Origin of the sequence: Rhizobium sp. AN5 (genome assembly GCF_900215255.1) — a bacterium.
Taxonomy (GTDB): domain Bacteria; phylum Pseudomonadota; class Alphaproteobacteria; order Rhizobiales; family Rhizobiaceae; genus Agrobacterium; species Agrobacterium tumefaciens.
This window is the reverse complement of sequence record NZ_OCMJ01000002.1, coordinates 164,855-189,572: the sequence shown is the minus strand read 5'-3', so window position 1 is coordinate 189,572 and position 24,718 is coordinate 164,855. Positions and strand designations below refer to the sequence as shown.

The window sequence follows — 24,718 nt, the reverse complement described above, 5'->3', positions numbered from 1 at the left end:
ATGAGCCTGTCGAAAATCCTTCTCTACGGCTTTGTAGCGCTCGTTCTCGCCTGGCTGATGATCCCCATCCTGATCATCCTGCCAATGTCCTTTTCCGGCGCGCGCTTCCTCGCTTTTCCGCCGCCGTCCTGGTCGCTGCGCTGGTACGAGGCCTATCTCGGCAGCGCCGCCTGGATGCAGGCAACGCGTGTAAGCTTGATCGTCGCTGTCTTCAGCGCCGTCATTGCTACCATTTTAGGGACTGCAGCGGCCTATGCTCTCAACCTCACGCAATCGCGGCTGGTACGCAGCCTGCAGGCGCTGCTGCTTCTGCCGCTGATCGTGCCGATCGTCATCACCGCTGTCGGTGTCTTTCTGGTTTACGCGCAGATCGGGCTTCTCGCCTCGCTGACCGGGCTGGTCCTCGCCAACGTCATGCTTGGTCTGCCCTATGTCGTTACCTCCGTCCTCGTTGGGCTGCGTAAGTTCGACCACACGCAGGAGATGGTGTCGCGAAGTCTCGGCATGAACCGCTGGCGGACCTTCTTCATCGTCACCCTGCCGCAAATCCGCCCGAGCGTCATTTCCGGCCTGCTCTTTGCATTCATCTCTGCCATCGATGAAACGGTGGTTTCGCTTTTCATTTCCGGCGGCGAATACCAGACGCTCACCAAGCGCATGTTCACCGCGCTGCGCGACGAGATCGATCCGACCATTGCCTCGATCAGCTCCCTGCTGACGGCGATCTCGTTCATCCTGCTGATGCTGGCAGCGATCAATGCCCGCAACACCGAATATTCGCAGGGGCGAGCGACATGATCGTCGATCACCTGATCCTCGGCGGCGGATCGGCGGGCTGTGTGCTGGCCGCCCGCCTTTCCGCAGATCCGCGGCGGACGGTCGTTCTGGTTGAGGCCGGGCGTAATATTTCGGCGGACGATATCCCGGATGAGGTGCGTGGCCGTTATCCCGGTCGGGCCTATCTCGATGCGCGCAATATCTGGTCGCACCTCACGGCATTGATGGGCCATACCCGTTCCAACACGGCGCCCCGTCCACCGCGTCGCTACGAGCAGGCGCGGCTTCTGGGCGGAGGCTCGGCGATCAATGCGCTGATGGCCAATCGCGGCGCACCTGCCGATTACGCCGAATGGCAGGCGCTTGGCGCGGACGGCTGGGGCTGGTGCGATTGCCTGCCCTATTTCCTGAAGATCGAAGCCGACAGGGATTTCGACGGGCCGCTTCATGGTACGGACGGACCGCTGACGATCCGGCGCATATCCGACGACAGGATTTCCCCTTTCGTCGACCGAGTCATGAAAACGCTCGACCGCCGCGGCCATCCGATAAAACCTGATCAGAACGGAGCATGGGAAGACGGCGTCTTTCGCGGTGCGATTGCCGTCAGCGATAGTGGGGAGCGCTTGCCGACTTCGGTTGCCTATCTGACGGCGGATGTGCGCAAACGCCCGAATCTAAGGATCATCACCGAAAGCGTCGCGGACCGCATCCTGTTCGATGGCCGTCGAGCCACGGGCGCGAGATTGACAGGTGCGACGGCGGAAACGATCCAAGCGTCGGAAGTGATTGTCTCTGCCGGCGCCATCAACACACCCGCGTTGCTGATGCGCTCCGGTATCGGCCCCGTCGGTGACATTGCCGCCTTGGGGGGCGATGTCGTGGCCGGCCGCAACGGTGTCGGGCGCAATCTGATGGAGCATCCCTCGATCGCCGTCGCTGCCTATCTGCCGCCGCAGATGCGGGTGCGTGACAGGAGCGAACACCACGAACAGGCGATCTGGCGTTTCTCGTCGGGTCCCGACGGCGCGCCGCAGGGTGACATGCATGCCGCCATCCTGTCGCGATCCGGCTGGCATTCCATCGGTTTGCGGCTGGGCAGCCTGTTCTTCTGGGTCAACAAGTCCTATTCGCGCGGCTTCGTGAAGCTTGTTTCGCTTGATCCCCATGTCGAGCCCGAGGTCGACTTCAGAATGCTGAGCGACGAGCGTGATCTGAGGCGGCTCAAGCTTGCGCTGCGTCTGGGAGCGGAGGCCCTGTCCGATCCTTTCATGGCGGGGCACTGCGGCACTGTTTTTCCATCGAGTTATTCGCCCCGGGTGGCGAAGGTCGCTGTACCCGGGACATGGAACGCGTTACGGCGGGGTGTTTTCTCGGGCCTTCTGGATGTTGCGGGTCCGCTGCGCCCCCCATTGGTACATTCGGCGATAACACTCGGAACGACCATGCGGGGGCTGCTTGAAGACGACGATGCGTTGACGGAATTCGTCCGCCGCCATGTGGGCGGCACATGGCATCCTTCGGGAACGTGCCGCATGGGATCGGCTGACGATCCCATGGCGGTGACGTCGTCTACGGGCCGCGTGCACGGCGTGGAAGGATTGAGGGTCTGCGACGCATCGTTGATGCCGTCGATCCCTTGCGCCAATACCAACATTCCCACAATCATGATCGCGGAGCGGGTCGCCGACTTCATCCTGGCCGGCCGCTGAGATCATTGGAGACGGATATGGACAATTATCTCAAATTCTACATCGACGGCGACTGGGTCGATCCGCTTGGCGGCCAGCGTCTACCCGTTGTGGACCCCGCCACCGAAGAGCCTTTCGCGGAGATAGCCATGGGATCGGCGGCGGATGCCGAGCGCGCCATCGCCGCCGCGCGCCGCGCCTTTGCGGCCTTTTCGCAGACCACGCGGGAAGAGCGCCTCGGCCTGCTTGAGCGCATTCTTGAGATACTGAAACGTCGGCAGGACGAGATCGGCGACGTGATCTCGCGCGAGATGGGCGCACCAAGAAAAATGGCGCGGGATGAGCAGGCGGGTATCGGTGTGGCGCATTTCGAGCAGACAATCCGCGCCATGAGCGATTTTCCGTTCGAATACATGCAGGGCACGACCCGCATCGTCCATGAGCCGATCGGTGTTGTCGGCATGATCACGCCGTGGAACTGGCCGATTAACCAGATCGCCTGCAAGGTGGCTCCGGCGCTCGCCACCGGCTGCACCATGGTGCTGAAACCCTCGGAAATCGCGCCGCTCAACGCCATACTTTTCGCCGAAATCCTGCACGAGGCCGGTGTTCCCAAGGGCGCGTTCAACCTTGTCAATGGTGACGGCCCGACCGTGGGTGCGGTACTGGCGAGCCATTCCGATGTCGACATGGTTTCCTTCACCGGCTCGACACGCGCCGGCATTTCGGTAGCGCAGGCGGCGGCCCCGACGGTGAAGCGCGTGCATCAGGAACTGGGCGGCAAATCGCCCAATATCGTGCTCCGCAGTGCTGATCTCGACGCCGTCGTGCCCGCCGGGGTGATCAGGTGCTTTGCCAATTCCGGCCAGTCCTGCAATGCGCCGACCCGTCTTCTCGTCCCGGCGGAGCATATGGATCGGGTGATCGGCATCGCCCGTGCGGCGGCGGAATCGGTCCGTGTCGGTGCACCCGGCGATACCCAGACGGATATCGGGCCAGTGGCCAGCAAACTGCAATTCGACAAGATCCAGAGCCTTATCCGAAAGGGGGTGGAGGAAGGGGCGGAGCTCGTCGCCGGCGGGCTCGACCGACCAGCGCATCTGAACAGCGGCTATTATGTGCGGCCGACAGTTTTTGCGCGCGTTACGAACGATATGACGATCGCCCGTGAAGAGATTTTCGGTCCTGTGCTTGCCATCCTTGGTTATGGCAGCGAGGACGAGGCGGTGAATATCGCGAACGACACGCCTTATGGGCTGGCATCCTATATTCAGGGTTCAGCGGAAGAGGCGCGTGCCTTCGCACGGCGGCTAAGGACCGGCATAGTACGCCTCAACAGCTCTGCCTGGGATGGTGCTGCCCCCTTCGGCGGCTACAAGCAATCGGGCAACGGTCGGGAATACGGTAAGTTCGGTCTGCACGAGTTCACCGAAATCAAAGGCATGGTCGGCTTCGGAGACTGAGCGTTATGCCCATGCGGCCCAAGCCAACCACTGGGCGGGAGGAGACAGAGAGCAGCAGAAAGCGTGGCAAAACCAGCCACTGCCGCCCTTGCCGCCATCCTCGTCAGCGCGCCTGAGCAAGCGCGACAGCATCCGCTCCAGCAGGGAAGCGGAGCTGATTCCCGGTACCGTGAACGGCCTGCCAGACTGCTTCTGCAACATCGCTTGCCGTGCTGGTCAGGGGCGGATTCGCGAACGCCTCGAGAATTGGCTGTGCGAAGTCTGCATATCCGCCAGGAAGGAGCTCCGAGACAGGAACAATGGCATTTGCCCCGAACCGGGTGGTTGGTGCATAACCGGGCTCGATGAGCTTCACGCGGACCCCAAAATAGCCGAGCTCATGCGCGAGCGAAGCCGAGAAGCCTTCAATGGCCTGTTTGGTGGCGGTATAGGCTGCCGCGAGTGGGAATTCTCCCAAAGTAACGCTCGACGTGACATTGATGATGGTACCGGACCGGCGCTCGCGCATCTGCGGGATGACAGCCTGGCACATCGCCATGACGCCAATCGTGTTGGTCTCGACAAGCTGGCGGATGAGGGACATCGGCATCGCCTCGAACGCACCGACACCGCCAATCCCAGCATTATTCACCAGTAAGTCAATCGAACCGGCAGAACCGATCAGTTCCGCGATGCTCTCTGGACTGGTGACATCGAGCGGCAGCACGCGCAGCCGGTCGGTTTCGGCAAACAGCGACGGGTCCGGGCGCCGCATGGTCGCGACAACATTCCACCCCCGAGAAAGGAAGTGTTCCGCGGTGGCCTTGCCGTAGCCCGATGATGTCCCGGTAATGAGGATGGTCTTGGTCATGTCACGCTCCTTGGATTCGGTCCGGTACCAATAGACAGCCATTCCAATACGATCTATAATTTGCAATCCATAAAACATTACGGATCGTACAATTTCATGGATCCTCTCAGCGATATCATCACCCTCTTGCGGCCGAGCGCCGCGATAGCGAAGCCCATCTCTGGGCGCGGTCAATGGGGGGTTCGCTATAGATCGTATGACGCACCCGGCTTCACAGTCGTCCTGACCGGAGAAGCATGGGTCACATTAGGTGGTCGGGAGCCGCTTCGGATTGCCGAAGGCGATTTCCTCCTTTTGCCGACTACGCCGGCGTTCTCGCTATACAGCAAACCAGGCACACCCTGCATTCCCGCTGAGCCTCTGGCTAAAGCTGTCCGCCACGGCGAGCAGGAAGGAGAGCCCGATTTCGCGGCACTGGGCGGAAGCTTCTCGATTGAGAGTGTCAACGCGCCGCTACTGCTCGCGCTGCTTCCTGATCATATCCATATTTCCGCCTCAGCGGGGCGCACGACGCGATTTGGCCGTCTGATCGAACTACTGTCTGAGGAGTGCGTTACCAACCATCCTGGCAAGGAACTGATCATCCAGCGATTGCTGGAGACGCTGCTGGTAGAGGCATTGCGGTGGGACATTATCGGCAACAACGCAGTGTCGGCAGGCTTATTGAGCGGGCTACGCGATCCCGCCATTGCCCGTGTCCTTCGTGCCATACACGAGGACGTGCGGACGAGGTGGACGGTCGCCAATCTTGCAGGAATAGCGGGCATGTCGCGATCGGCCTTCGCCGCGCGGTTCCATGGAGTTCTTGGTTGTGCGCCAATCGAATATCTGGCGCGCTGGCGCATTGCACTTGCCAAGGATGCACTCCTGAGCGGCGGGAAGTCGCTCGACCGAATCGCGGAAGAGATTGGTTATGAATCCGCCAGTGCCTTCAGCACAGCGTTTAGCAAAAGGCTCGGCTGCTCCCCGGGCAGGTTTGCCAGAGGGTACGTCACCGGTGTCAGTCTTGGCCTGCTTGCCGTCACATGACGCTATCTGCCGCTGACCGGTCACGCGCGAGCGGCAAATTTCTGGCTGCGCCCTCGGCGCCGCGAACAACCCGCCTTGGGACCGGAGCTGTCGAACGGTTTGTTGCCGCTTGTGGTAACTGAGATCAAGATCCCGTCAGACTGGAATGGCCCAAAACTGGCCTCTCCAGCAGTAATATAAGTTGTTGGCATGCCATAGGGTCCAGGATGCACGAAGTCTCGAATGACTGGGTAGTCGGTTCAAAATTCTTTCAAGGCAATGAATATAGCCCGTGCTTACGCGAGACCGCATGGCGGGCAAGACGACTACTACTGATCCGTGATCACCGGTATGTTGCTGCCGTTGAGGATTATGCCCATCAAGTTCGATTGCCGCTCGTAGACCGGAAGATTCATCAACCCCAGAAAATATCACGATAGACGCATTGGTTGAGGCGCGGCAGCTCAAGAATCTGAATGAGCACTACGAATAATCGCGGCCCGAACTTAGGGCCGCGATTAACGTGTGTTAGCCGTTGTTATCGGACAGACTTGAACGCTGCTCGCGAAGCGCGTTAAGAGCGATACGGCTTGGCTGAGGCCAATCTTGTCCTGTCGATCCAGACGTAATTTTTGGCGAAATGTGTTCCGGCCATGCTAGGCGGCGAGAGTTGTCATGTCCCGGACAGTGCCGGCAGGCTCAGGCAGCAACACCGCTGTCTGCGCCTGCTGCCGGCTCGGGGCCTTGGGCCTGGCTGCAGCCAAGCGCAAGATCCGGTTGCCGGCCGAGACCGCCATCGACGCGGAAGTTGATCTCGGCATGACCGGAGACGCCTATCACCTGCAGGCGTGCTTGAACATCAGCCTGCCGGGCCTTGATGCCGATGTTGCGCGCGGGCTGATCGACGAAGCCCACCAGACGTGTCCCTATTCGAAGGCCACGCGTGGCAATATCGCGGTCGAGCTGAAGCTTGCCTGAGCAGTCTGAGAAGTCCATGGAGTGTACGATGAAACGCCTGATCGTTGGCATGCTGGCGCTTGCCGTCTTTGCAGCGCCTTGCATCTATGACGTGTTTTCGCCGGAACCATCCCCTGTGGCGGCGCTCGCCACAGCCGTTGGTCTTCGAGGGTAGATAGACCGGAAATCGGAAAGGGAGCGACTGCGAAAACGGTCGCTCCCATTTACCATCAGGACTCGTCGGCGTTGTCCTTGAGTAGCGCCGCAGCCTCCAGAGCCGGGGGATCGGCGCTGAGAAGAAGGTATTCGAGCATTGATTTCAAGGTCGGATCGCAAAGGGCCGCCGGCATCAGCAGGCCCGTCGTGTTCATCTCATCCTGGCTGACCATTCCATCGCCGTCGTGGTCCATGCGTTCGCTGTAATCGACGGTTGGTTTACCCTGTTCATCAAGGGCGATGCCTGGTTTCAGGATCTCGTTGAATGTCTTGAATTCATCAGAATTGAGTTTTCCGTCTCCGTCCTTGTCGAATTTCGCAAACTCATTGTTGAGCATCTGCGACAGGGGGCTGGCATTGTTGATCGTCGTCACGATTTCGTATCTCCGGTCAGTGGGACTTGGGTGTCGTGGCAGTTTGAAAGAAGACCCGTCCGCGATCGAACAAGCGACGGTAATTGGCTTCATCCGACTGTCGGACAGGCATTCAGCAGCAGCTTGCCGGTCGTGCGGCGGCTTGCCATGTCAGCATGCGCCCTTGCCGCGTCTGCCAGGGGATAGCTCCCGCCGATGTTGACCTTGAGCGACCCGTCTAGGATCCAATCGAAAAGCTGCTGGGTACGAGCGCGAAGGAGTTCGGGAGTTTGGATGTGGTCTGAAAAGACCGCGTAGCCGATCTTGATGCTTTTCGGCAGGCTCATGATATCCAGAGATCCGGGCCCTCCGAGCACTGGGCCATACCAGCAGAACGTACCTGACCGGCGAAGAGCGTCGAGCGAACCCTTGAAGGTCTTTGGGCCGGAGCCGTCATAGACCACATCCACGCCTTTGCCCTCAGTCAGGCGCAGCACTTCGTCAGCGAAGTGTCCCTCCGTGTCCACGACAACGGCCTCGGCCCCTGCCTGCTTGGCAATTTCGACCTTGTCGCGGGATGAAACGCGACCAATAACGCGCCCGCCTCTTAACTTGATGATCTGTGTCAGCAACAGGCCGACACCGCCAGCCGCTGCATGGACAAGTGCTGTATCCCCGGCGCGCACGGGATAGAAATCGGTCGCGAAATGGCTGGCGGTCAATCCCTGCATCATGAGCGATGCCGCTGTTTGGTCGTCGATATAATCGGGGATATTCACCAGCGTCGCCGCCGGGATCGATATACGTTCGGCATAGCTTCCCGGAGCGTAGACCCAGGCGACGCGATCCCCAATTGCAAACTCGGTCACGCCTTCACCAAGAGCAAGCACGCGTCCTGCACCTTCGACACCAAGTATTTTCGGGTTTGCGGTTTCCGTCCAAGCCATGCCCTGGCGAACACCAATGTCCATGAAGTTCACGCCCGCCACAGCGACTTCGACGAGGACATGTCCAGGCGTTGCGACTGGCTCAGGATGGTTCACGACCTCGATGACATCGGTATCCCCGATGCCGTTCATGACAACAGCTTTCATTTGCAGTCCTTTCTTGACTGATTGTTCCAGAATTGGATAAAATTTTTTGCCGCTACACGATCGCGCGGAGTACCAACTGCCCGAGCGATGCGAGTTGGTCACGGCCGGCTCCCCCCCGCGCAGCGACACGAATTCCGGTGATACTGGCGAAGAGGAAATCAATGACGGCATCTGCCGCCAATGAGCTATCCACGTCGCCGGTCTCCTGCGCCAACCTGACCCGTTCGCTTGCTGCTCGTCTTAAGCGATGATCGGCGGCGCGATGGACCTCTGCGAGGTCTGGCCGACTCTGGCCAAATTCGCAGATTGAATTGACGCCGAGGCAAGCCTGGTTCGCCGTTCCGACGACCCGATCGATCATTGCTGCAATACCGTCAACTGCTCGCGGCTTGCTACGCAGCATCGCGATATGCGCGTCGGTTTCTTCCGATGCGTAACGTTCGACCGCGAGGCGATACAGCGCCCACTTGTCCCCGAAGGTGTCATAAAGGCTCTGTCTGCCGATTTTCATCGCCTGTACCAGCATCTCGGTAGACGTGCCTTCGAAGCCGTGCTCTCGAAATACAGCGATTGCTGCATCCAGTGCCTTCTCGCTGTCGAACTCTTTTATCCTTGCCATGCAAGCCAAATAGGAATTCTGGAATGATCTGTCAAGAATGAATTTTCAACGGCAAAGTGTCTGCCTCCGGCGCGGACTAGGTCGGTGGTTCGCATCCTGTCAAGGCGATGATGTCTTGGGCATTGTAGTCGATGCCCACGGAGGCCCGTGCTCGATGACGGCTCCGCGCCCGCAATTTCGGTCGTTCCTGCCAATAGCCTTGGCTTCAACAAGCGGACGTTGCTCGGTTAAATCGAGGGGTCTTCTGAGCGCGGCCCGAGATTAAACAACCTGCATTTTAGAGCGTTGGAGCCTCCCAGTCTGGAGCAAAAGGCGGATCGACGTAGCGTAGATCCTTCGGCAGAGCGGCGATAGCCGCGCGGTCCTCGTCGTCGAGGTCAATGTTGAGCGCATCGAGATTGGCTCGCTGGCTCGAGGGGCGAGCGGCTTTGGGAATAGCGATGACGTTTTCCTGATCCAGAAGCCAGGCTACGGCGATCTAGGCGGCGGTGGCGCTGTGCTTTTCACCGATCCTGGCGAGAACGGAATCCTTTGCCGCCCGGCCTTGCGCAAGCGGCGCATAGGCGGTCATCGCAATACCCCGGCGCCGAAGATACGTTCTCGATGCTCTGCTGCAAAGCCGCAGGAACAAGCGTGCAGCTCGTCGGCGGATGCGTAAGCTGCTCAAAGGCCAGGGTGTTACCCCGCGGATCGTGGTGACCGACAAGCTGCGCTCGTACTCCGCCGCAAAGGCCGAGTTGATGCCGGGCGTCGAGCATCGCTCGCATAAGGGATCGAACAACCGGACTGAGAACTCTCATCTTTCTCTACGGCGGCGTGAGAGACGGATGATCCGCGTCAAGACAGCGCGGCAATGGCACCGCTTCGTCTCAACCCAAAGCCAGATCGCAAATCTATTCCACCTTCATCGCTGCCTGAAACTCGGCACACAAACTCTCGCTGCGAATTCTGCCAAGTTAAGGCGATGCTACCGTCTGACATGCTAAGCCAGTGCCATATCGACAGCGGCGAGGGCGTGGAGTTCGGTGGTGTCAAACAAAGGGACAGAACTGTCGCCCGGGCCGACCAGGAGCATGATTTCGGTGCAGCCAAGAATGATGGCCTCGGCTCCCCGTTCCACCAAGCGCGCCATAACCTCCCTGTAAATTGTCCGGGAATCGTCATTGATAACCCCTGCGACGAGCTCCGTGTAGATTACCTTGTGTACCGCGGCACGGTCATCTGCATCGGGGATGAGGACGTCCAGCCCGAATTTATCGTTCAGGCGTCCCTTGTAGAATTCCTGCTCCATCGTGAATGCCGTCCCGAGGAGGCCGACGCGCGTTAGTCCGGCATGGCGGATTTTTTCCGCCGTGGGGTCTGCGATATGTAAAAGCGGGATGCTGACGGCACGTTCAACACCGACAGCGAGTTTGTGCATGGTATTGGTACAAATCACCAGAAAATCTGCGCCACCCCGCTCGAGGTTTTGCGCCGCAGATACCATTTCGCGCTCCAGAGCGATCCAGTCTCCGTCGTGCTGCAGCTTTTCGATTTCACCGAAATCCATGGACCACATGAGACTTTTGGCGGAATGCACACCCCCCCGCCGCTGTCGCACCTGCTCGTTTGCGATGCGATAATATTCTGCCGAGCTCTCCCAGCTCATGCCTCCGATGAAGCCTATCGTTTTCATGTTCCCGCACTTCTAATGTGTAATTTCCGGTCAGTTGTGTTTGCTCGCCGCGGAAACGTCAAGAACTGAAATAGACAGGCGTTTCAGCCGTCCGTACAGGAGGAGCCTCTTCGCTAGGCTTGAGCAGTCGGTCGGACAACGATTTCGCCGACGTCGACATTACTGGGTTGCTCGATCGCGAATGCGATAGCGCGGGCGATGGCTGAGGGCTCGATTGCGATGTCGTCTCGCAGACCAATATATCGTGCTCGGACCTCCGCGTTGGCTATACCTTCAACAAACGGTGTTTTGATTGCACCTGGCGAAACGACCGTCACACGCAAGTCAGGGCCAGCTTCCTGCCGCAGACCTTCGCAAATCGCCCGTACGGCAAACTTCGTTCCGGAATACACAGTTTGCGTTGGGACAGTTTTCATGCCCGCCGTTGAAGCGACGGCGATGAAATGCCCAAAGCGCTGCGCACGAAAAACCGGAAGTGAGGCGGCGATGCCGAACAGAAGACCCTTGATATTCACATCAACCATCTGCTCCCATTCGTCGACACGCAGGTCGTCCAGCGGAGATATGGGGCCTATACCCGCATTGTTTACGAAAACATCAACTTGCCCGTAATAGGCGATGGCGTGTTCGACGAGGCTTACCACATCGCCGCGGAGAGTAACGTCGGCTACGAAGCTGATCACCTGCCCACCATTGATGGTGATATCGTGCACCAGCGAATCCAAATGTACCTTTCTTCTGGCTGCCAAAACGACCCGTGCCCCCTTCTCCGCCAAGTGACGTGCGGTCGCAGCGCCGATGCCACTGCTTGCTCCGGTGATCACCACAACCTTGTCTGCAATCCTGCCCATACCGGCTCCTTTTCTTATCGATTTGGGCAGGATAAGGTTTCGAAATAACAGGTCCAGATTACATTTTATCCTATTACCAAAGGTGACCAATGGGGAAACTCGATCGTGCTGAACATCGTGCGGCGCTGGCAGTGTTCGTTCGAAGCCTTCGTTCGAGAAGCATGCCTGCGGATGTGGGCCTGCCGGCTTCGTCGCGCAGACGCACGCCCGGATTGCGTCGCGAAGAGGTCGCGCACCTCGCAGGCGTGGGCATCACCTGGTACACATGGTTCGAACAGGGGAGGGACATCAACGTCTCGTCGGATTTCTTAGAAAGGCTCTCGCGCGCCTTCCGGCTGTCACCCACGGAGCGCAGCCATCTCTTCATGCTGGCACACTACCGACTTCCCCCAGTAGTCAACCGGATGCATGACATTCCTGAAACCGTACTGACGCTTCTGACATCGCTCCCCAATCCCGCCTATATTAAAAACAGTTGTTGGGACGTCCTGACTTGGAATGCTCCAGCTGGGGAGTTGTTTTCCGACTTTGCCCGTTTGGACCTACCTGAACGGAATCTCCTCCGGCTCGTCTTCACATCACCGGATATGCGGCAGATCATGCTCGATTGGGAAGGCGACGCACATCGTACGGTCGCAAAGTTCCGCCTCGACTACGCTCGAGCAAAGGACGATCCTTCATTTGAAGCAGTTGTGACGGATCTTCTCTCACAAAGCCTGGAATTTCGGCTGATGTGGGAGCGGCAAGATGTGATGGCGATCGGAGAGGGATTGAAAACGATCCGTCACCCATCCTACGGTCCCCAAACGTACAGACACGCTGCATTGACCATCGAGGGCTCCAACGATCTAAGGTTAATTGTGTATTTGCCGTTTGATATCAAAAGCTCGGGCGGGTTTGAGAGTTAGGCCCACGCAGTCATCTGATGCACTGGTACAGCGGAGCACCCCTACTATGGCTCTGCGAAGTATGGGCTGTAGGCTAGAAATTATCTTGGCCCTCGCCAATGTGTACGTGACCTGCGATGACCGGGATCTGCCTTTGTGGGCTGAGAGTGAGGCGTCAGACGATCGCCGGTCCAAGGGAGGGTCAGCATTGGGCTTTAAATCGGCGTGGCGCCACCACTCTCAACCAACTCCCAAAGCGCTCGCGAAATCTCGGTTGCAAGGCTCTTCGAAATCGTCGTCATGATGCCGACCTTCGCAGGAAAGTTTGCACTATGGGTGCCCCGCCGCCGATTGCCCGAAGAAGGACTGTCCCACTGGCATTCAATGCTGATGGCGGGAAACCAATATATTGAAACGGTTGGTGCTTACCGCACGCATGAAGACGCCATGCAGATCGTGCCAGGTCGATTGGACAAGCCCACCATCCACTTCGAGGCTCCCCCGTCTCGCCGGGTTGCCTCTGAGATGGAGACCTTCATCACATGGTTCTCAATCAGGGCCAGATGGCCAATGCTCGCTTCAAGCTTTGACGCGCGCCTGTCAATCCAATGAACTCGACCAAAGTCATTATCCAGTGAACCGCTGTTCGATTCCACTCACATCAGGTTTTTTGTCAACGGTTCATTTTGTTGTCATCACAAAGCGTCCTTTTTTAGCGGATCCATGGTCCGAGCCCATCGCTTTACCGGCTCGCTATCGAGCCTGTACAACCTCACATACGGTCGCCGCTCCAAACGGCAGCACCAATTTCCCGCTTTCGCGGGCGCGGGCTCAGGAGAACGGGACCAATCTCAAGACCGGCTCTTAGCCAAACGGAATCCCGGTCCGTTCACCTGGATCCGTCAGGGCTGATCACACCCTGAGGATTTGAATTCTCGTATCACAGGCACTTCCCGCCTCAGGGAGTTTTCATGATTGCACCTTCGATCACGACTCCGGAGCTCACGCATTTCCACAGCGCAACGAGCAGCTTGCGAGCCAGTGCCACAATCATCGGCTTTTTCAAACGGCCGCCGTTTTGTGCGATACGCTTCTTAAACCAGCAAGATAGCGTTGACGTCGGTTGGTGCCGTAACCACAACCATGCGAGCTCGACCATGGTTGCTCTTAGACGTGGATTTCCGGCTTTTGACACGCCCTGCTCGCGATTGACGTTACCGCTTTGCCAGGGGGAGGGGGCAAGGCCTGCATACGATGCGATTTGGCGCCGGTTGTCGAAGTGGCGGAACAGGCCTTCCGTGTACAGTATTGTAGCGAATTCAGGCCCAATTCCTCGGATGCCCAAGAGAGCGGCCGCTTCTTTCGGCGTTTCCGGCGTCTCCTGAACGATCAAGGCATCTCGCTCGGCTTCGACAGCTTTGATCTGTGTGAGTATCAGTTCGAGGCGGTCAAGCTCTCTACAGACTTCGGCCTTCAGGTGTTTTGATAGCGGACGTCCATCGCCTGTCCGAAGCTCTTCCAGACGCTGCCGTCGATCCCGATTGACGGGCTCATACTCCCGTATTCCTTGTGTGAACAGCAGACCCTTTATCCGATTGACGTGGAAGACACGCTCCGCAATCAGCGTTTTCCGCTCCCGTCCAATCCGTCGGTTGTCTTCTTCCTCGGGCGAGAGAAGCTTCACCATTGAGCAGGCCCGCGGCTCGCCACGTTTCCATGCAATCAACGCGCGGATTAGAGTTTCTCCATCAAGACGATCAGTCTTCGCTCGACGATGTCGACGCGGCATGGCGATCGATCCGGCCTCGACAATGTGGCTTTCTATCCAGGCTTCCTTGTCGAGTACCCGGCCTAGCCAGAAGCCATCCAGTCCGGCTTCCTGAATTACGACCAACGGGTACAGTCTGTCCTTCCGCCGTTTTGCTTTCTGGCGAAGCGAAGTGAAGCATTCGAACAGGCCAATTAAATCACCTCCCGCCACGGTGTGGCGAGACATCTTCTCGCTACAAGGCGACAGAGCTGTCACCAGCCAGGTCGACTTGCTTAATTCCAAGGAGATGAAAATTGCGCCAAGATCGACGAGAGTGGCGGTCGGCGCTTGAGATTGATCTGCTGTCATCGGCATGGTTGGCCTCCAGAGAGTTTTCTAGCGACCTCACTCTGCCACGGTGCAGGCCGCTACTCACCCCTGATGGGATCTCAAGAGCGTTAGATCTCCAGAAACCGCGCGAGTGCGGGTTCTTGTTCCAGGCGGGCACTTTTGTCCGACGATGGCTTATTATATGTGCACGCGCCTGCTTTGAGACGTGATCGAGAAGATCCGCAACCGAATCAATCACCAGCTTCGACCGGAACGGATAGCATATAATCTCTGCTCCGTCGGCGAGTACTAGCACTGTGTGCAATCCGGCCGCCATACCTGCAACGATGTTCGTATCCATGCGATCGCCGATCATGCCGGTTCCTTCCGAATGAACACCGAGTTTGTTTAGTGCGGAACGGAACATCATAGGATTTGGCTTACCCACTATGTAAGGTTCGCGGCTCGTCGCACGCGTGATCAGTGCGGCGACGGCGCCCGTTGCAGGAAGCGCGCCCTCGGCACTGGGTCCCGTCGCATCCGGGTTGGTTGCAATAAACTGCGCACCCGCATTAATTAAACGAATGGCTTTCGTGATTGCCTCGAACGAGTAGAAACGGGTTTCTCCAAGCACGACATAATCAGGATCGATGTCGGTCATGATGAAACCCGCCTCATGGATGACGGTGGTCAGCCCGGCCTCTCTAATGACAAATGCTTCTCCGGCAGGGGTCTGATCTTTTAGAAAGCAGCCGTTGCCAGCGCTGACGTCTAGATGCGCTCCTCCGGCACGTCCAATCCACTATTATGTAGCCGCGCACTGAGATCGCGAGGTGTGTAGATTGAATTGTTGGTCAAGACCAGAAAAGGTGTATCGCCCGCCAGTGCTGGATAAGTTCTACTGCGCCTGGAATCGCCTTGTTTTCATGCACCAGTGCGCCGTCCATATCGGTCAACCAGGATCTGATATTATGTTAGCTCTTTTAGAGAGCGTCCTCGGTTATAACTTCGAAACGGGACAATTTCGCTAATCCGAACGCGGTGGTAAGTGCCACGTCGGTTGCGTCACGACCGGTCGCCATCAGAATTCGGCCAATGCGCGGCATGTTATGCCGAGCATCGACTGTATGCCAATGTCCTCCCAGATAAACTTCAAACCAGGCACTGAAATCCATCGGATTTGGATCCTTTGGCACGCCGATATCGCCAAGATAGCCGGTGCAGTAACGGGCTGGTATGTTCATGCAGCGGCAGAGCGTTATGGCGAGGTGCGCGAAGTCACGGCATACGCCTACGCGGTCTGTGTATCCACCAAACGCTGTCCGAAGCGGATCCGCCTTTTTATAATCAAACTTGATGTGGTTGTGCGCGAAGTCGAGAATTGCTTTTATCCGTGGCCAGCCAAGCGGGGTAGAGGAAAATTGTTTCCAGGCGAAGTCAGCCATGTGATCGGTATCGCAATAGCGACTGCCGAGTAAGTAAACGAGCACGTCGTCGGGCAGATCCTTGATCTCATGCTGAAAAGCGTTTTGCGGAATGGGATCCGGCAGACCGCCGTCATAAATTTCGAACTCGGTCGAAATCGTTGTTAGCCCTGCTGGCGCGACAATTCTACTACAGGCATTGCCAAAGCCGTCGATATATCCCCATGCCTCGATCGGTCGGTCGAAACTCAGGGTCTGCTCTGTCAAAAGATCCATGCGGCGGGACGGATGAATATTGAGAACAAGCAACATCGGAGTTGGTTGTTCGCATTCGTATCCGAGATGAAAGCCGGCACGTATCTTCATCATAAAATTCCTTTGCGCCGGCGAATTGCCGTGAGACTAGCTTGGGCGGCAAACGCCGGGATAGGCAATGCGTTCCGATCAGTTGAGCACAGTTTCGATGCGATCATCCGTTGTGACGTTGACCTGGACTGACATGCCCTCGTAGTCAGCGGCTGTTCCGTCGTAACTTCCCCACAAAGGAACTGCCTGCTTCGGATCCCGTGCCACCCCAACACGGATAAGATCACGGTTGCCCACGATACCGTTGGTTGGGTCGAACTCAGCCCAACCGGCGCCCGGCAAATAGATCTGGCACCACGCATGGGTGGAACCGCCGCCGAGGGTGGTGGATCCGTCTCGGTCTGGAACGTAGATATAGCCGGTGACGAACCTGGCCGCGAACCCAAGTGATCGAGCGGCCTCCATCATAAGTAGCGCGAAGTCGCGGCAGGTTCCCTTGCGAAGCTGCAGCGTCTCGGTCGGCGCTTGCGTTCCATGCTCTTGTCGTCGGGCATAGATGAAACTTTCATGGATGGCGTAGCACAACGTCATCAGCAGGTGCCCGGTTTCAGTGGGTTGCCCGATTCGCACGAATTGTCGCGCCCATTTACCGACCTGATCATGTGGATCAGCGTAATGGCGCTGGATGGTTCGTTCCAGATCCAGCGCTTCGTCTGGATCATATGAAAAGGGGTAATTCAAAGCTTCCTGATCGATTTGCAGATCAATTGCGACATAGGGTGTATGGTCAAGGCGAATGACGGTTTCGAAGCGGAGCTCACGTGCGGCTTGAGCAAAGCCGATCACTGCGACGCAGTTTCCGAACACATCATGGATCCAACGAAGATAGTCCGGTTCCGGGTCGATGAGGAGGTGGGAGCTCAGCAGCGTCTGATCGAAACTGTCTCTCGGTCTGAACAAAAGTCTGTGCTCTCCGAACTCAACCGGCCGTTTATAACGATAGGACGTGACGTGTCGGACGGTAAATATTGTCATCGATCACCGGGGGGTACGAGGTCCAAGACGGCTATCACCGTATCACTCTAAAGAAGCACATGCATTGTTACATCGTTCCAGCTGGCAAGAGATAATCCGCGCGGGGCGATGGTCCGCAACCTATTGGCGACAACCCGGGTGAGGTTGGAAACCGTGATGCAGCCTATCAAATGTCCCGAAGAAGCCCACGCCTAATCCACCTAGGGCCCGCCCGATGCGTTCGCGCAATTGAGCTATATGCCTGTCACCCGTCTCAACGACAGCAGATCTCCCAGGACAAACGAACTTTCGCTCATCTCGGCCAGAAAGCTGACATCGGCCACCGTCCGTTGCCGTTCAAGGCATGGCCAAACGCTGAACCGGCGAGCCGCCCCCTAGCCACTTGAGGGCTGTCCAGATGAGCCAATGGGAAAGCCTTTTCGACCAGGCTGTGTCAATTATCAATCAGGCGAACTCTTCTACAATCCGAAAGTCTTTCCACGTTAGAAACGACATCCAGCGATACCGTGCATTGATACCTGCGGTGAGCGAAATAATGCTTTTCGATGGCGCTACCGCTGTTGCGGCGGCATCGCCTGAGCGAGAATGAGTGACGGAATGAGAATAACCTGCATCCGTCACTCCAACGGTCAGGCCAACTCTGATAGGGACGCGGGGTCAAATCCCTTCAGTGCAACAAAATCACCGTCCTCGACTTTTGCGACCCAATCTGGATCCGTGAGCAGCACACGCCCGACAGCAATCAGATCGAACTCATCGCGTTCCATGCGGTCGATCAAACGATCGAGGCTGGCCTTGGCTGATTTCTTGCCAACAAAAGCGCTCGCAGTCACATCGTTGTCGAGGCCTACGGAACCGACAGCAATCGTAGCAGCGCCCGTCAATTTTTTGGCCCAACCTGCGTTGTTGAGACCGTTCTCGCCGTCAATCTCGGGAAAGCCTGGCTCCCAGAAGCGACGCTCGGATACGTGAAGCACGTCTACCCCAGCCTCCACCAACGGCACCAACCAGCTTTCCATCTCTTTTGGTGTTTCTGCGAGACGCACAGTCAAATCCTGCTGCTTCCATTGGCTGACGCGCATGATGATCGGGAAATCTGGTCCTACGGCTTCTCGTACGGCGCCGACGATTTCAGCGGCAAATCGCGAGCGCTCTTTGATCGTCAGACCACCATATCTGTCCGTCCGGAGGTTTGTGCCAGCCCAGAAGAACTGATCAATCAGGTAGCCGTGCGCGCCGTGGATTTCGACAGTATCAAACCCAAGCCGCTTGGCATCGCCCGCGGCCTTGGCGAAGGCTGCAACGGTATCGGCAATATCTTCCTCAGTCATCGTGACGCCGCGTGCCTCCCCAGGCGCGTTGAGGCCAGACGGGCTTTCTACCGGGACGTCAGGCTCCCAGTTGTTGATATAGCGCGTTGCACCCGTATGCCAGATCTGTGGACCCATCCGACCTCCAGCGCCGTGGACTGCGTCAATCACATTCTTCCAACCGCGCAGCGCTTCGTCACCATGAAAGAAGGGAATCCCGGCATCATTGCGGGATGCAGGGCGGTCGACGACCGTGCCTTCAGACAGTATTAGTCCTGCACGGCCTTCTGCACGGCGGCGATAGTAGTCCGCACTTGCCGATCCCGGCACACCTTCGGGCGCGAACAGGCGGGTCATTGGTGCCATGACAATACGATTTTTGAGTTCCAGCGACCGGATGGTAATGGGTCGAAACAGGCTGCTTGTGTCGAGACTAGGCATTTGGAGTACTCCGTTGTGTGAACGGATCTCTAGGTATATGATGGAAACCTAGCGTCAATCAGGCACTTGAAGTCGCCTAGGTATCTTGAAGGAAACTGCTATGCTCCAACTTCAACCCCTCTGTTTCTCTTCCGGATGCCCGAGCCGAGCCCTGTTCGACCAGATTGCCGACAAGTGGTCGATGATGGTCATTGCGGTACTCAACGAGGGCCCCCAGCGGTTCAATGCGATCCGCCGCAGCTTGCAAGGCGTAACGCAAAAGGCCCTCACTCAGTGCCTTCGCCGCCTTGAGCGCAACGGTCTTGTCGCAAGAGAGGTTATTTCGCTCTCCCCGGTGGCCGTTCAATATCAGCTGACGCCACTCGGCCAGACATTGCTCGAGCCTCTTCAAGAACTGCACAGATGGACGCTGGTGAAACTGCCGGAGGTCACCGCAGCCCAGGCAAGCTTCGACAGCGCTGATGTCACCAAGAAAGGGGCTCGTCCACTGATTCAGTTACGTCACGAGACAATCTAAGTCGAATAGCGCTGCTGTTAGTTTTCGTGCATTTGATCCATTTTGCACTTCCGCCGCGTTCCACTTACTCCGGATTAAATTAGCATCCGACAATGCACTACTGCAGAATCCGGTGGGATAACGCGAAACGGAAAAGCGGGTTGGATTCTGATGAACCAAAACACCAAGCCTTCGGCGCGTGCCTGACGAGCTTGATCCACGCTCAAATCGCTTCGTGGAACTTCTGACCGCGATGGGTATGAAGCACGAGAACATCGCCATCACCGACATCGAAGTCGAAGTCGTCGTCCATGCTGAGCGCACCACACACGTGCTGCCCGGCTGAATGAATGAAAGCGTGCAGTTTCGACTTCGCTGCCTACGAATTTGAGCTAGGGCGCCCGGGAATATGGCTTAAGATGGATTTTGAGAAGCCTCCGTCGACGCAGATGTCTTGACCTGTGATGTAAGTTGCAAGCGGTCTTATCAAGAACTCGATTGCATTAGCGATGTCTCTCGGGTCGCCGATCCTGGCGAGTGGGATATCCATGAGCGACTGCTGTTGGAAGCAAAATGATCAAACGCCCCGCGATTGTGTCGGCCGCTCCCTCGAAAATGGGAAAGAAGATCTCTACAAAGCTCGGATTATCTACTCGCAGTAAGAGGATATCTCATGAGCTTTCGCCTGATTCACGCGGTGGTCATTGCCTCCGTTCTTTCCACGCCTGCTTTGGCGCAAGTGGCGGCTGGCGAGAGACCAACCAACGAAGAAGCAACGGTCGCGTGGGCAAAGGCCGATGCACGAATGTCGCTCATGCCGAACGACTACAGCGAGAAGCGGGTGGAGCTTGGCGAGTGCGCCAAGAGTCAGAGTGGCCCCGGCATCATTTGCACGGCTGGTGTCAAAGTCACGCCAGAGGCGAAACCCGCATATTATGTAAAGCTTGGTTTCTCCAAATCAGCCGGCGAATGGGTGGCGACTTTTGAGCGTTAGTCGCTGATAAACGCTGGCGTTGCCGTTACCAGCTTGTAGTAGCTTCAGCGAAGTGACCAGTTGTTTTGCTAAACGAAGGGCCGAGTTTGTGGTCTCTCAGGTGCGTGCAAATTCTAGCAGCGGCGCGATATCATGGTTGTCAGCTGCGCGAAGGGCAACGACGTAGCGAGTGCGCAGTTCACCAACGTCGGCGAGTGTCCCGCCGCCCCAACTGAAACGCTCGCCGCCAAGACGTTCGATCAGAAGGTCAGCCGCCAATCGAGCGTGACGACCATTTCCGTTTGGAAAGGGGTGGATCGCAACCAGGCGATGGTGACACCTGATAGCAATTTCATCCGGCGGAAACGTCTCATGCGCAATCCAATATCGGACGTCGCTTAAAAGGCTCGCGAGCTCCATTCCGATCCGGTAGGCTTGGACGCCGATGTTGCGCTCCGTGGTTCGGAAGGTGCCGGCCCATTCCCATACCTCTCCAAGCATCCGCTTGTGCAATGTTCGCATGAAGTCCTCGCTGAGCATTCGCTCAGTCGAAGCGCGTCGGCGCCCTCGCGCCCAAGCTGCGCCAGAGACGATGTTTTCCTGCTCCGCCTCGTTGAGATCCCGGCGGTGCGTTATCCAGGTCTGGAGCAGACCCTCTCGCTCTTGCGGCTCGAGCGGTGTTGCGTCCTCGGGTTCCTGAAAGAGGTCGGTCATGTCTCATTCCAGAGGTCACGCTCAGAGAGCCTGTCGCGAATGTATGCTTGGACGCGGGCCTCGAAGTCCACATCATCCGTGCCCTGAGCTTCGAGCCGCATCGTGTGCGCGACACGGTGAAGCTCGCGGGTCGCGATTTTCCTTGCGCGCGCTTCGATAACAGCTTCGAGTGAGCTTTTGGGAACAAGTGCATAGACTAGTGTGCAATCCAGCGCCTCAGCTGCGCGACGCAAGGTGTTAAGTTGGATCGTCCCTGCGGCTTCCGATTTCTCGATGGCTTCGACCGTTTGCGGCCGCACGCCAAGGCGCGTGCCAAGCTGGGCGCCCGTCATCCCGAGCGCATCGCGTAGCGCGCGCACCCATCCTTTCGGCGGCGCCTTGAATCGGTCAGGCGGGTGGAGTGCCCGAAGCCTTTCGTCAAGGCGCAGGCGGCCCCTTCTTCGACTATCGCTTTTCATTTCATTCTCTCAGGCCAGAGGCTGATAATTATCTATTTTATATCAGGATACAGGCTGCACAGCAACGTATAAAAATCAGTCTATAACATGATAATATAAATGATAAAATCAGGCTGTAGTCTGTGGGTGAAGTAGAACAAGTCCCCTTTGGTCGGTCTGACGCAGCTTGCAAGCTCGACAAGGGATATCAGGTGATCGGCTGCTCGCACCGATGACCGCGTTGAAGGCGCTCGATAGGCTGGAAGCCGACGCTGACGCCGATCGGCTAAACAGTGAAACTTCGACCACTGCCAATTTCAACGCTCGACAGCGGAGTTCAGGCTTCTTGGAAGCGTACGTCCCAAGGCGTCGGGTTGGGAAAGATCTCCGCCATAAAGCCGACAAACGCCTTGACGTTGAGGCTGGAACAAGAGGAGTGCAAAATCGATGTGATGGAAGGCTCCCGCTCCCCCGGTGCTAGAATGGCATCGGTTAGGATGGACAAACTGGGAGCGTTCGAATGGAAGAGATCTCTACTGTTGGCATCGATATAGCGAAATCGGTGTTTCAAGTTCATGCAATTGATGTCGGCGGCAACGTCGTTGTGCGGCGGCAGCTGCGTCGCCAGCAGATGCTGAAATTCTTCTCACAGGTGCCGCCTTGCCTCATCGGTATCGAGGGTTGCGGAACGGCTCATTATTGGGCCCGCGAGCTTTCGGCTCTTGGGCATGACGTGCGACTGATGCCGCCAGCCTATGTGAAGCCCTATGTGAAAAGGCAGAAAAATGATGCCGCGGACGCTGAGGCGATCTGTGAAGCCGTGACGCGGCCGACAATGCGTTTCGTGCCGGTGAAATCCGTGGAGCAGCAATCAGCGGCGATGTTGCACCGTTCAAGAGCTCTCCTCATCAAGCAACGCACGATGCTTCTGCACTCGATCCGTGCTCATCTTGCGGAACTTGGCATTTCGATTGGTGTGGGAGTTAGCCAGATAGTTCGTGTCGTACGGGAGCTTGCTGAAGGTGAGCGATCAGATCTGCCGGAGCTTGCCCGGTTCGTCCTTGAGGCGCTGGCAAAGTTAGTTTGCGACCTGGCGCAACGCCTTATCCTTTCAAGGCGTGAAACGGCACGGCAATGAACAAAACGGTTAGCAGCGCGCCTTCCTTCGATCGTTTCGTCGATCGCGAGTCGGGCGCCGGTGATTTCCGGTAGATGGTCGGCGCCGATTTTTCGTTCGGCGAAGATATCCTCAACGATCGAGGTGGCTGCCGCTGCATTACCCGGAATAGTAGCTGTTCAGTCAAGATTCGCTCTGTGGACGGAGCCTGCGTTTGTAGTGTTCCCTTATAAACGCGCTATCCATTCATGCTCGGGATGCAGGGCCTCTAGCCAGAGGCGCAGATCAAGCTTTTCTTGGAAATTGAGTTTGGGGAGCGCGGCCTCGAAGTCGCGCTCGTCTTTCTCTCTACGGTACTTTGCCTTGAAGAGCAGAACGTTGGCCGGTGCGAGATAGGGGGTACCCAGTTTGTTCCTTCGAACGGCGGTCGCTCTGGGCATTTGGATCGAACGATCACGTTTGTACACCCAGACTTCCGGTGTTCCCCGCTCGACCATCATATCAACACGCCAGAAACCAGCGGCTGTGTCAGCACCCCAAAGCTGCCACAGGTCTGCCGGTGGCCCAGCGTTTGGGGCGAGGTAGGAGAGCTTCCCCTCCCTTACTTCAAAGAAATCCAGCTCGGACAAGATTTTGCGGCAACCATCTATACCGGCAGGTAGAACGGCGAATTCCAGATCTTCATGCGCCCGGGTCTGATGGCCGTGCCACAGGTCCAAAGCCCAGCCACCGACGACATACCACTCTGATCCCCAGTGTCCAATACGTGCATGCAGCTCATCTGGCGACCAGGCATTCCAAGAGTCTTCTGGGAGAGGGTTCATGCGGAGGACCAGACTAGGGTTGGGGCGGTTCAGGCGTCTTTTTGGGCCAACGTCCGATCTGACGCAATAGGATCGAGACCATCCGGGTCTTTTGCCCAGTTTACAGGTCCTGACCCTACGACGTTTTCAACCTCAAGCCCTCAAGCAGCTTGATCGACAGCGCATTGAATTGCTGCTGCTCGGCCACCGTTAATCCCGCCAACGCGATGCGCTCGTTTTCGACATGCTGCGCGAGCATCTTATCGATCAACGAGACGCCTATCGGCGTTAGCGCCACCAGTACGCCGCGTCGATCGGTCGGATGGCGCCGCCGCTCCACCAAGCCTTCTCGCTCAAGTCGGTCAATGCGAGCCGTCATTCCTCCGGAGGAGAGCATGGCGGATTCATAAAGGCGGGTAGGAGTAAGTTCGTACGGCGCCCCTGAGCGACGCAGCGTTGCCAGAACGTCAAACTCTCCGCTTTGCAAGCCATGCTCCATAAAAAATGGAGTGAGGCGATCACGCATTATGAGCAGCGCAATTTCACCCAACCGCCCGAGCAATTCCATCGGGAAGGGATCAATGTCGGGACGCTCTTTTCGCCATTGTTCGGCCGCCGCCGATGCGGCGTCCAGATTGTTGATGGGCTGACTCATGTCACGTATCTCGAATTTAAGAAGCCTGACGGAAACAGTAGCATGGATTAACGTTGTCCTCGTGCAGGTCCCAAACCGATGTCCGTCGGCGACCTGTGCCGAGAGGATGCAGCCGTCGTTGGCACCGTGAAGCTGCAACATGGGCGCCGTGATCGGCAACATCTCGAATATGTTGCATGACTGGCGGTGCGGCGAGGAACGGTTCGGTCAACGGTCGATTTGTCACCATGTGCGACGATGTACGATGCGCAGAGAGAGCGGCCTCGTCCTCGTAGATTTCGATCAGCGTGTAGCAGTCGGCCACAGTGCGCGACTTGAACAGTTCGTAAAGAAGAGTACGAGGCTCGTTGGCACGCACTGCGGCCGCCTGGACCGCGAAGGCGCGTTCAAATGCGTCGGTGCTACCCGGCGCGACTCTGAGTTCGACCATCATCCCGATCATTATATCACCCTGTATCTACGGCCGAGGAAAGCCCGGCCCCATGA

General features: G+C 57.4%; 26 protein-coding genes and 4 pseudogenes. 12 read left to right on the top strand and 18 right to left on the bottom strand.

The window, feature by feature from the left end:
* The 3 genes from CRP02_RS01815 to CRP02_RS01805 are packed head-to-tail and all read left to right on the top strand — an operon-like array spanning position 1 to position 3,931.
* Positions 1 to 798, top strand: a complete 798-nt coding sequence (locus tag CRP02_RS01815) for an ABC transporter permease (RefSeq protein ID WP_097098995.1) — start codon at positions 1 to 3, stop codon at positions 796 to 798.
* Positions 795 to 2,489 carry a GMC family oxidoreductase gene (locus CRP02_RS01810; protein ID WP_097170025.1) on the top strand — a complete coding sequence of 565 codons (1,695 nt, stop codon included), beginning with the start codon at positions 795 to 797 and terminating at the stop codon, positions 2,487 to 2,489. Before CRP02_RS01815 ends, CRP02_RS01810 begins: the two co-directional genes overlap by 4 nt.
* 17 nt (positions 2,490 to 2,506) lie before the next feature.
* On the top strand, positions 2,507 to 3,931 hold the full coding sequence (locus tag CRP02_RS01805) for an aldehyde dehydrogenase family protein (protein ID WP_097170024.1): 1,425 nt from the start codon (positions 2,507 to 2,509) through the stop codon (positions 3,929 to 3,931).
* Positions 3,932 to 4,034: 103 nt separating this feature from the next.
* On the opposite strand, the gene CRP02_RS01800 is transcribed toward CRP02_RS01805, so the two are convergent.
* Entirely contained in the window at positions 4,035 to 4,781 is a 747-nt protein-coding gene (locus tag CRP02_RS01800; protein ID WP_097170264.1) for an SDR family oxidoreductase, read from the bottom strand.
* A 96-nt stretch (positions 4,782 to 4,877) separates the two neighbouring features.
* On the opposite strand from CRP02_RS01800, the gene CRP02_RS01795 reads away from it, so the two are divergent.
* From CRP02_RS01795 to CRP02_RS27785, 3 genes and pseudogenes are all read left to right on the top strand, one after another.
* The gene (locus tag CRP02_RS01795; protein ID WP_097170023.1) at positions 4,878 to 5,810 is read left to right on the top strand and encodes an AraC family transcriptional regulator; all 933 of its coding nucleotides are present in this window, start codon (positions 4,878 to 4,880) and stop codon (positions 5,808 to 5,810) included.
* 702 nt (positions 5,811 to 6,512) lie between these two features.
* Positions 6,513 to 6,767: pseudogene (locus CRP02_RS01790) on the top strand (OsmC family protein); the annotation flags it as partial.
* A 28-nt stretch (positions 6,768 to 6,795) separates the two neighbouring features.
* A complete protein-coding gene (locus tag CRP02_RS27785) occupies positions 6,796 to 6,921 on the top strand; it encodes a hypothetical protein (RefSeq protein WP_323455301.1) in 126 nt (41 codons plus the stop codon).
* A 55-nt stretch (positions 6,922 to 6,976) separates the two neighbouring features.
* Here CRP02_RS27785 and CRP02_RS01785 read toward each other — a convergent pair whose 3' ends face one another.
* The 4 genes and pseudogenes from CRP02_RS01785 to CRP02_RS01770 all read right to left on the bottom strand — a co-directional run.
* Positions 6,977 to 7,336: an EF-hand domain-containing protein gene (locus tag CRP02_RS01785; RefSeq protein ID WP_097170021.1), complete on the bottom strand. Its 360-nt coding sequence runs from the start codon at positions 7,334 to 7,336 to the stop codon at positions 6,977 to 6,979.
* An 89-nt stretch (positions 7,337 to 7,425) separates the two neighbouring features.
* Entirely contained in the window at positions 7,426 to 8,409 is a 984-nt protein-coding gene (locus CRP02_RS01780; protein WP_097170020.1) for a quinone oxidoreductase family protein, read from the bottom strand.
* Positions 8,410 to 8,461: 52 nt separating this feature from the next.
* Positions 8,462 to 9,028 carry a TetR/AcrR family transcriptional regulator gene (locus tag CRP02_RS01775; RefSeq protein ID WP_097170263.1) on the bottom strand — a complete coding sequence of 189 codons (567 nt, stop codon included), beginning with the start codon at positions 9,026 to 9,028 and terminating at the stop codon, positions 8,462 to 8,464.
* Positions 9,029 to 9,305: 277 nt separating this feature from the next.
* A pseudogene (locus tag CRP02_RS01770) lies at positions 9,306 to 9,623 on the bottom strand (aldo/keto reductase); the annotation flags it as partial.
* Between CRP02_RS01770 and CRP02_RS01765 the strand changes: the two are divergent.
* Positions 9,622 to 10,014: pseudogene (locus CRP02_RS01765) on the top strand (DDE-type integrase/transposase/recombinase); the annotation flags it as partial. The pseudogenes CRP02_RS01770 and CRP02_RS01765 overlap by 2 nt on opposite strands.
* Here the strand turns inward: CRP02_RS01765 and CRP02_RS01760 are convergent.
* Both CRP02_RS01760 and CRP02_RS01755 read right to left on the bottom strand, forming a co-directional pair.
* On the bottom strand, positions 10,011 to 10,703 hold the full coding sequence (locus CRP02_RS01760; protein WP_097170019.1) for an aspartate/glutamate racemase family protein: 693 nt from the start codon (positions 10,701 to 10,703) through the stop codon (positions 10,011 to 10,013). The pseudogene CRP02_RS01765 and the gene CRP02_RS01760 overlap by 4 nt on opposite strands.
* 113 nt (positions 10,704 to 10,816) lie before the next feature.
* Entirely contained in the window at positions 10,817 to 11,554 is a 738-nt protein-coding gene (locus tag CRP02_RS01755; RefSeq protein ID WP_097170018.1) for an SDR family oxidoreductase, read from the bottom strand.
* Positions 11,555 to 11,643: 89 nt separating this feature from the next.
* Here CRP02_RS01755 and CRP02_RS01750 point away from each other — a divergent pair, with 89 nt between their 5' ends.
* Together CRP02_RS01750 and CRP02_RS01745 are read left to right on the top strand one after the other, a co-directional pair.
* The gene (locus CRP02_RS01750; RefSeq protein WP_097170017.1) at positions 11,644 to 12,462 is read left to right on the top strand and encodes a helix-turn-helix transcriptional regulator; all 819 of its coding nucleotides are present in this window, start codon (positions 11,644 to 11,646) and stop codon (positions 12,460 to 12,462) included.
* Positions 12,463 to 12,741: 279 nt separating this feature from the next.
* The gene (locus CRP02_RS01745; protein ID WP_414896227.1) at positions 12,742 to 13,053 is read left to right on the top strand and encodes a hypothetical protein; all 312 of its coding nucleotides are present in this window, start codon (positions 12,742 to 12,744) and stop codon (positions 13,051 to 13,053) included.
* 346 nt (positions 13,054 to 13,399) lie between these two features.
* Here the strand turns inward: CRP02_RS01745 and CRP02_RS01740 are convergent, their stop codons facing one another.
* The 5 genes from CRP02_RS01740 to CRP02_RS01715 form a co-directional block, all read right to left on the bottom strand.
* Complete coding sequence (locus tag CRP02_RS01740; protein ID WP_143539308.1) at positions 13,400 to 14,560, bottom strand: IS110 family transposase; 1,161 nt, start codon at positions 14,558 to 14,560, stop codon at positions 13,400 to 13,402.
* The gene (locus CRP02_RS27780) at positions 14,445 to 15,182 is read right to left on the bottom strand and encodes an HAD hydrolase-like protein (RefSeq protein ID WP_323455300.1); all 738 of its coding nucleotides are present in this window, start codon (positions 15,180 to 15,182) and stop codon (positions 14,445 to 14,447) included. Before CRP02_RS27780 ends, CRP02_RS01740 begins: the two co-directional genes overlap by 116 nt.
* Before the next feature lie 322 nt (positions 15,183 to 15,504).
* Complete coding sequence (locus tag CRP02_RS01730; RefSeq protein ID WP_097170262.1) at positions 15,505 to 16,311, bottom strand: transglutaminase-like domain-containing protein; 807 nt, start codon at positions 16,309 to 16,311, stop codon at positions 15,505 to 15,507.
* A gap of 78 nt (positions 16,312 to 16,389) precedes the next feature.
* Positions 16,390 to 17,286: a transglutaminase family protein gene (locus CRP02_RS01725; protein ID WP_097170015.1), complete on the bottom strand. Its 897-nt coding sequence runs from the start codon at positions 17,284 to 17,286 to the stop codon at positions 16,390 to 16,392.
* Positions 17,287 to 17,915: 629 nt separating this feature from the next.
* A complete protein-coding gene (locus CRP02_RS01715; RefSeq protein WP_097170013.1) occupies positions 17,916 to 19,037 on the bottom strand; it encodes an NADH:flavin oxidoreductase in 1,122 nt (373 codons plus the stop codon).
* Between the two features lie 100 nt (positions 19,038 to 19,137).
* Between CRP02_RS01715 and CRP02_RS01710 the strand changes: the two genes are divergently transcribed.
* On the top strand, positions 19,138 to 19,554 hold the full coding sequence (locus tag CRP02_RS01710) for a winged helix-turn-helix transcriptional regulator (protein ID WP_097170012.1): 417 nt from the start codon (positions 19,138 to 19,140) through the stop codon (positions 19,552 to 19,554).
* Positions 19,555 to 19,912: 358 nt separating this feature from the next.
* On the opposite strand, the gene CRP02_RS01705 is transcribed toward CRP02_RS01710, so the two are convergent.
* Complete coding sequence (locus CRP02_RS01705; RefSeq protein ID WP_210200292.1) at positions 19,913 to 20,083, bottom strand: SDR family oxidoreductase; 171 nt, start codon at positions 20,081 to 20,083, stop codon at positions 19,913 to 19,915.
* A gap of 123 nt (positions 20,084 to 20,206) precedes the next feature.
* On the opposite strand from CRP02_RS01705, the gene CRP02_RS01700 reads away from it, so the two are divergent.
* Entirely contained in the window at positions 20,207 to 20,527 is a 321-nt protein-coding gene (locus CRP02_RS01700; RefSeq protein WP_097170011.1) for a hypothetical protein, read from the top strand.
* A 96-nt stretch (positions 20,528 to 20,623) separates the two neighbouring features.
* On the opposite strand, the gene CRP02_RS01695 is transcribed toward CRP02_RS01700, so the two are convergent.
* Together CRP02_RS01695 and CRP02_RS01690 are read right to left on the bottom strand one after the other, a co-directional pair.
* Positions 20,624 to 21,220, bottom strand: coding sequence for a mobile mystery protein B (locus tag CRP02_RS01695; protein WP_097170010.1), 597 nt, complete (start codon positions 21,218 to 21,220; stop codon positions 20,624 to 20,626).
* Positions 21,217 to 21,678 (bottom strand): mobile mystery protein A, encoded by a 462-nt coding sequence (locus CRP02_RS01690; RefSeq protein ID WP_097170009.1) that lies wholly within the window; start codon positions 21,676 to 21,678, stop codon positions 21,217 to 21,219. The genes CRP02_RS01695 and CRP02_RS01690 overlap by 4 nt, the downstream gene beginning before the upstream one ends.
* 499 nt (positions 21,679 to 22,177) lie before the next feature.
* On the opposite strand from CRP02_RS01690, the pseudogene CRP02_RS01685 reads away from it, so the two are divergent.
* Positions 22,178 to 22,729: pseudogene (locus CRP02_RS01685) on the top strand (IS110 family transposase); the annotation flags it as partial.
* A gap of 272 nt (positions 22,730 to 23,001) precedes the next feature.
* Here the strand turns inward: CRP02_RS01685 and CRP02_RS01680 are convergent.
* The 3 genes from CRP02_RS01680 to CRP02_RS01670 all read right to left on the bottom strand — a co-directional run bounded on the left by CRP02_RS01680 (position 23,002) and on the right by CRP02_RS01670 (position 24,674).
* Positions 23,002 to 23,598 carry a nucleotidyltransferase domain-containing protein gene (locus tag CRP02_RS01680; protein WP_097170007.1) on the bottom strand — a complete coding sequence of 199 codons (597 nt, stop codon included), beginning with the start codon at positions 23,596 to 23,598 and terminating at the stop codon, positions 23,002 to 23,004.
* Between the two features lie 115 nt (positions 23,599 to 23,713).
* Positions 23,714 to 24,232, bottom strand: coding sequence for a MarR family winged helix-turn-helix transcriptional regulator (locus CRP02_RS01675; RefSeq protein ID WP_097170006.1), 519 nt, complete (start codon positions 24,230 to 24,232; stop codon positions 23,714 to 23,716).
* 16 nt (positions 24,233 to 24,248) lie between these two features.
* Positions 24,249 to 24,674, bottom strand: coding sequence for a putative quinol monooxygenase (locus CRP02_RS01670; RefSeq protein ID WP_097170005.1), 426 nt, complete (start codon positions 24,672 to 24,674; stop codon positions 24,249 to 24,251).
* Between the last annotated feature and the right edge of the window lie 44 nt (positions 24,675 to 24,718).

Coding starts and splice junctions, on each gene's coding strand:
- CRP02_RS01780 (WP_097170020.1), bottom strand. CDS start 8,409: ATGAAAGCTGTTGTCATGAACGGCATCGGGGATACCGATGTCATCGAG.
- CRP02_RS01730 (WP_097170262.1), bottom strand. CDS start 16,311: ATGAAGATACGTGCCGGCTTTCATCTCGGATACGAATGCGAACAACCA.
- CRP02_RS01695 (WP_097170010.1), bottom strand. CDS start 21,220: ATGACCGACCTCTTTCAGGAACCCGAGGACGCAACACCGCTCGAGCCG.
- CRP02_RS01750 (WP_097170017.1), top strand. CDS start 11,644: ATGGGGAAACTCGATCGTGCTGAACATCGTGCGGCGCTGGCAGTGTTC.
- CRP02_RS27780 (WP_323455300.1), bottom strand. CDS start 15,182: ATGACCGACATCGATCCTGATTATGTCGTGCTTGGAGAAACCCGTTTC.
- CRP02_RS01705 (WP_210200292.1), bottom strand. CDS start 20,083: ATGGATATCCCACTCGCCAGGATCGGCGACCCGAGAGACATCGCTAAT.
- CRP02_RS01670 (WP_097170005.1), bottom strand. CDS start 24,674: ATGATCGGGATGATGGTCGAACTCAGAGTCGCGCCGGGTAGCACCGAC.
- CRP02_RS01715 (WP_097170013.1), bottom strand. CDS start 19,037: ATGCCTAGTCTCGACACAAGCAGCCTGTTTCGACCCATTACCATCCGG.
- CRP02_RS01815 (WP_097098995.1), top strand. CDS start 1: ATGAGCCTGTCGAAAATCCTTCTCTACGGCTTTGTAGCGCTCGTTCTC.
- CRP02_RS01745 (WP_414896227.1), top strand. CDS start 12,742: ATGATGCCGACCTTCGCAGGAAAGTTTGCACTATGGGTGCCCCGCCGC.
- CRP02_RS01675 (WP_097170006.1), bottom strand. CDS start 24,232: ATGAGTCAGCCCATCAACAATCTGGACGCCGCATCGGCGGCGGCCGAA.
- CRP02_RS01755 (WP_097170018.1), bottom strand. CDS start 11,554: ATGGGCAGGATTGCAGACAAGGTTGTGGTGATCACCGGAGCAAGCAGT.
- CRP02_RS01805 (WP_097170024.1), top strand. CDS start 2,507: ATGGACAATTATCTCAAATTCTACATCGACGGCGACTGGGTCGATCCG.
- CRP02_RS01740 (WP_143539308.1), bottom strand. CDS start 14,560: ATGACAGCAGATCAATCTCAAGCGCCGACCGCCACTCTCGTCGATCTT.
- CRP02_RS01775 (WP_097170263.1), bottom strand. CDS start 9,028: ATGGCAAGGATAAAAGAGTTCGACAGCGAGAAGGCACTGGATGCAGCA.
- CRP02_RS01710 (WP_097170012.1), top strand. CDS start 19,138: ATGCTCCAACTTCAACCCCTCTGTTTCTCTTCCGGATGCCCGAGCCGA.
- CRP02_RS01760 (WP_097170019.1), bottom strand. CDS start 10,703: ATGAAAACGATAGGCTTCATCGGAGGCATGAGCTGGGAGAGCTCGGCA.
- CRP02_RS01810 (WP_097170025.1), top strand. CDS start 795: ATGATCGTCGATCACCTGATCCTCGGCGGCGGATCGGCGGGCTGTGTG.
- CRP02_RS01800 (WP_097170264.1), bottom strand. CDS start 4,781: ATGACCAAGACCATCCTCATTACCGGGACATCATCGGGCTACGGCAAG.
- CRP02_RS27785 (WP_323455301.1), top strand. CDS start 6,796: ATGAAACGCCTGATCGTTGGCATGCTGGCGCTTGCCGTCTTTGCAGCG.
- CRP02_RS01700 (WP_097170011.1), top strand. CDS start 20,207: ATGAGCTTTCGCCTGATTCACGCGGTGGTCATTGCCTCCGTTCTTTCC.
- CRP02_RS01690 (WP_097170009.1), bottom strand. CDS start 21,678: ATGAAAAGCGATAGTCGAAGAAGGGGCCGCCTGCGCCTTGACGAAAGG.
- CRP02_RS01725 (WP_097170015.1), bottom strand. CDS start 17,286: ATGACAATATTTACCGTCCGACACGTCACGTCCTATCGTTATAAACGG.
- CRP02_RS01795 (WP_097170023.1), top strand. CDS start 4,878: ATGGATCCTCTCAGCGATATCATCACCCTCTTGCGGCCGAGCGCCGCG.
- CRP02_RS01680 (WP_097170007.1), bottom strand. CDS start 23,598: ATGAACCCTCTCCCAGAAGACTCTTGGAATGCCTGGTCGCCAGATGAG.